Below are 1,512 nucleotides of genomic sequence, written 5' to 3' on the forward strand. Positions count from 1 at the left end.
GTGAGGCGTGGTGGGGTGACCTTGTACTCCCGTCCGTGCGGATCGGTATATCGAAGGTGGCCCGGACTGGTCTGCTCGACCTTCCAGTCGCCTTCGGTTTTCACGCGGTGGTGACGACGGCAGAGTGGTGCCACGTTGTCCACCGAGGTTTCGCCACCCTCGGAGTACGGCTTGGTGTGGTCGAGGTCGCAAGAAATGGCTGGGCGTCGGCACAGCATCCAGGTGCACCGCTGGTTCAACGACTGCACAAACTCCGCCGGAAGACCTCGTAAGAAGCGTCTCGACAGCGGATGCAAACTCAACAACTGTCCCGTCACCGGGTGCGTGATACCGATGGCGAACATCGCGTCCGGATTATCCAGATGGTTCGCGATCAACCGTCTCGCTACTTCGGTGAGCACGGGCCCGAACCCGCCAAGCTCCGCGGGCCGCTCCGCAAGCTCGAACAGGGTCGTGATCGGCACGTTCAGCTGAAGCTTCGCCTTGACCGCAGCCTTCCAGGACCGGAACACGGCCGGGATCTCCTGCTCGGCAAGGTCCTCATCGCCGGGGATCTTCTCGCGGGACCCGCTGTCGTTGGAGGGCTGGCGTCTGGGCTGGTCGAGGGGGTGGGTGTAGGTGGCGGGTTTGCAGTCCTCACACGGGCAGCCCTCGACGTGAAGATCGTGGTCCCGCCCGGTGTGCCTGCACCCATCTTGCTCAGCTTCCGCAGGATTGTTGGCCTGGTCCTGCTCGCCGAGGAGGTCGTCAAAGGAACCTTGACAAGGGCCGGCGTCGTCGCCGTTCTTCCCGGCACTGGCACCGCCGTCGACGGAGTCGTCGCTGTTCTCCCCGTCCTTCTCGCAAGTGCAGTCCTCTCCATCAGCCTCGTCGGCATGGCCCTCATCACCATTGCCAGACTCTCCGCCAGCTTCAGGCGCGCTGTCGCAGATGATCACGTCGGCCTCGCCGGACAGGATGGAGATGGCGATGTCGGCACGTATTTGGGGGAGGGTGCGTTCGTCCCCGCCGGTTTTCATGGTGCGGACGATGGCGCCGAGGTATGCCCAAGCTTGCGCTGCCTTGTCGTCGGGGATGCCGTGCAGGCGCACGGTGGAGACATTGGGGGAAGATCGCCTCATCCACCGCGACACGATCAGCAGGCGGTAGGAGGGTGAGCCGGTCCACGATCGTCCGCACCTCAGAGAACTCCAACTCCCCGCGCTCCAACGCGCCACGGGTATTCGGCAGATCAGACAGAGCGAGCGCGATCAGCATGAACTGATCGGCACGGTAGTTGGTCCACCCCAGCATCGGCGACAACAACTCAGCCGCACGCGGCTCCGGCCGAACCGACCGCTCCGCCTCATCGTTTTGAAAACACGGCGGGCAGTGCGCCAACACCGCAGTCACACCAAGACTCAACGACTCGCCCCAGCAGGCGATCTTCCGCGCGGCCTGAAGCAACACGCCAAGCTCGAAACCATTACAGGCGTCCCGATCGACAGCAGCGAACGCCGCCACCAACTCCGG

Annotated in this window: 1 protein-coding gene; it reads right to left on the reverse strand. The window is 64.0% G+C overall.

Annotated elements, in window-relative coordinates:
• The coding region (locus B141_RS50225; protein ID WP_169512907.1) for an HNH endonuclease at nt 1-1,121 on the reverse strand (1,121 nt) is incomplete at its 3' end.
• Between the last annotated feature and the right edge of the window lie 391 nt (nt 1,122-1,512).

The organism is Actinopolymorpha alba DSM 45243 (assembly GCF_000373925.1).
Taxonomy (GTDB): Bacteria; Actinomycetota; Actinomycetes; order Propionibacteriales; family Actinopolymorphaceae; genus Actinopolymorpha; species Actinopolymorpha alba.